The sequence below is a fragment of the Peptoniphilus sp. oral taxon 386 str. F0131 genome, assembly GCF_000090945.1.
Taxonomy (GTDB): Bacteria; Bacillota; Clostridia; order Tissierellales; family Peptoniphilaceae; genus Anaerosphaera; species Anaerosphaera mikwangii.
Window position 1 is genome coordinate 1,164,002 of sequence record NZ_GL349422.1, and the last position, 2,808, is coordinate 1,166,809.

General features: G+C 28.3%; 6 protein-coding genes. All 6 read right to left on the bottom strand.

Annotation, left to right across the window (positions count from 1 at the left end):
* Window positions 1-234 (bottom strand): ribosome silencing factor (rsfS, locus tag HMPREF0629_RS05540; RefSeq protein WP_009222365.1); only part of this gene is annotated, 234 nt, incomplete at its 3' end.
* Between the two features lie 9 nt (window positions 235-243).
* Entirely contained in the window at window positions 244-1,134 is an 891-nt protein-coding gene (locus tag HMPREF0629_RS05545; RefSeq protein WP_009222366.1) for an LCP family protein, read from the bottom strand.
* Complete coding sequence (gene yqeK / locus HMPREF0629_RS05550; RefSeq protein WP_036728497.1) at window positions 1,118-1,690, bottom strand: bis(5'-nucleosyl)-tetraphosphatase (symmetrical) YqeK; 573 nt, start codon at window positions 1,688-1,690, stop codon at window positions 1,118-1,120. The genes HMPREF0629_RS05545 and yqeK overlap by 17 nt, the downstream gene beginning before the upstream one ends.
* A gap of 1 nt (window position 1,691) precedes the next feature.
* The gene (nadD, locus tag HMPREF0629_RS05555) at window positions 1,692-2,285 is read right to left on the bottom strand and encodes a nicotinate-nucleotide adenylyltransferase (RefSeq protein ID WP_036728494.1); all 594 of its coding nucleotides are present in this window, start codon (window positions 2,283-2,285) and stop codon (window positions 1,692-1,694) included.
* A complete protein-coding gene (gene yhbY / locus HMPREF0629_RS05560; protein ID WP_009222367.1) occupies window positions 2,285-2,572 on the bottom strand; it encodes a ribosome assembly RNA-binding protein YhbY in 288 nt (95 codons plus the stop codon). Before yhbY ends, nadD begins: the two co-directional genes overlap by 1 nt.
* A gap of 8 nt (window positions 2,573-2,580) precedes the next feature.
* A partial coding sequence (cgtA, locus tag HMPREF0629_RS05565) for an Obg family GTPase CgtA (RefSeq protein WP_039856681.1) occupies window positions 2,581-2,808 on the bottom strand: 228 nt, incomplete at its 5' end.

Below are 2,808 nucleotides of genomic sequence, written 5' to 3' on the forward strand. Positions count from 1 at the left end.
CAAAATCCATCTCATAGAATTTTTTCCCGACTTATTTGAAAGTTCATATCCTTCTTCACTCATCTTATCTTCTATTTCATCTGCAAGAGCATTAACCTGATTAGAAGAATTACCGCTAACTATTACAAAATAATCGGCTATTGAACTAAGACCTTTGATATCAAGAACCTTTATATCTGTTCCCTTCTTATCTTCACACGATTTTACAATTATATCCAACTTCTTATTTTCCATAACTCCTCCTTATTTTAATCCTAAATTTACCAAAATAGCATCCATTTCATTTTTATCTACAAAGAAATAAGAGATTTTATTCTTATATCCCGCATTTCCGGGTACTGTCATGGTCTCTATATTTTCTGCCGAATACTTTCTAACATTAAGTCCAATCTTAACTATTTTAGAAAAAGGAATATTACTCTTTGTATACTTATCATAACTTCTTAAAAATATAGGAAATTTTACAAATGTTGCAGGCGACTTTGCTTTTTGTATAAATGAAGAAACAAACTGTTGCTGCGCCTGTACTCTTCCTAAATCTTGATTTTTATATCCTTTCCTAAATCTCAAAAATTGAATTGCTTCATCACCTTTAAGCTTTTGCATTCCCTGTTTTAGATGTATTTTCAACGGAGGATCTGCCCACAAATCTTCATAATCCATATCCATCGGAACATCAACATTTACTCCACCTATTATATTTACAATATCTTTTACAAATTTATAATCAACTGCTATATAATTTTCTATATTAGTTCCAAGAAGATTATTTACCGTACTAAGTGTAAGATCAGCACCGCCATAATTATAAGAGTGATTAATTTTTTGCTTTCCATGTCCTTCTATATTCGCATAAGTATCCCTAGGTATAGAAATTAAATTTACTTTTCCGCTTTCCAAATTTACATTTACAAGCATAATTGTATCTGAACGTGTATTTTGAGCCTTATCAATATTTAAACTATCTACCCCTAACAGCAAAAATGTTATGTTATCATTAGAACTTATAATTTCTTTAAAAAAATCACCCGGCTTTTCTACATGATTCTTTAATATAAAGTATAATGTAGAACCTAAAAATAAAAATACTATTAAAATTAAAGTAAGTAAAAATGATTTAAAAAATTGTTTCATTTTCAATCTCCAATATATAATTTCTTGCAAGTAATGTATCTGTCGCTATATAACTATTAGAATTACAAAGATGTATTATAGTATTATTTAAACTGAAATATACAGCTTTATTAATATTTGTTCGTGCAAGAGTTCTTGCCAATTCAACTTCAGGAAAATTCCTTCCCGGTTCAATATAATCTGCAATAAACACTATCTTTTCTAAAAGACTCATCCCTATTCTTCCTGTTGTATGCCATCTTATCGAATTTAAAATATCTTCATCTTCAATACCGTAATCCGCTTTAGCAATTAATGCCCCAAGGTGCCCATGTATTATCTGAGGATTCATCTTCATATCATGTGTAAGTTTAAGACCATATTCTATGCATTTACTGTGCAATAAATCTACATTTTTAATCTTTGCACAGTCATGATAATATCCCGCAATGGCAGCTTTTCTTTTATCTTCTCCGTAAATTTTTGAAAGTTCTATAGCAACATCCATAACTCTTAGAGAGTGTTCATATCTTTTTTGCCCTATAAGAGCTATTATCTTATCTTTATTTTCTTGCATATCAGCCTCTATAAAGTTTATTATCATTAATATATATTATAACATTATCAGGAACTAAATACTTAACACTTTTATTTAATTTAAATCTATTTCGCAAATCAGTAGATGAGATTTCATAAAGTGGAGTTTCTACAACATGAACTGTTGCATTATATTTTTCTAATTCTTTAAGTTCTTTTCTCAAATCTTCAGAAGCTGTATAATTCGGTCTTACAGCACATATAAACTCAACTTCTTCTGAAAGTTCATCAAATTTTTTCCATGTTCTTAATTGAAACAATGTATCTGAGCCTATTATAAAGTAAAATTTACCGTCAAGTTTATTTTTAAGCTGCTTAACAGTATCTATACTATAACTGTTACCAATTTTATTTGTTTCTATATCCGAAATCATAAAATTTTCATTATCTTCTATTGCTATAGAAGTCATCTCAAATCTAAATTTTGCATCAATAGTTTTTTTGTGTGGAGGATTGCCTGTAGGAATAAAAATTATTTTATCAAGCTCCATCTCAATTCTGATATATTCACTAATCATTAAATGACCAAAATGAATAGGATTAAATGTTCCTCCCATTATTCCATATTTTTTCATTATAATTCTATTTTTTTATTTTCCTTTGATTCCCTATAAATTGTAAGTTTGTTTCCTATTTGCTGAACAAACTCCGCTCCCGTTTGCTCAAGTATTTCTTCAACAATTTCTCTTGCATACACAGGAGAATTTTTCAGAACTGTTATTTTAACCAGTTCATGATACTCCAATAATTCATCTATTTGTTTAATTAAATTTTCAGTAACACCATTTTTACCAACTTGCAAAAGTGGATTTAATGTGTTAGCTAAAGATTTTAAATAAGATCTTTGTCTACCTGTAATCATCAATACCTCTATTCAAAAAATTCAAATTCATAACCTAAAATAAATACACTGTCTCCTTCAGATATTCCAAGAGATTTTAATTTATCAACAACATTATTCTTTCTCAAATTTTCTTGGAAATACTTCAAAGAATAAATATCCTCAAAATTAGTAGAGTGAAGAAGCTTTTCAATATAAGGTCCATCAACTATATATTTATTATCTTCAATATATACATTAATCCCTTCTTCTCTTTT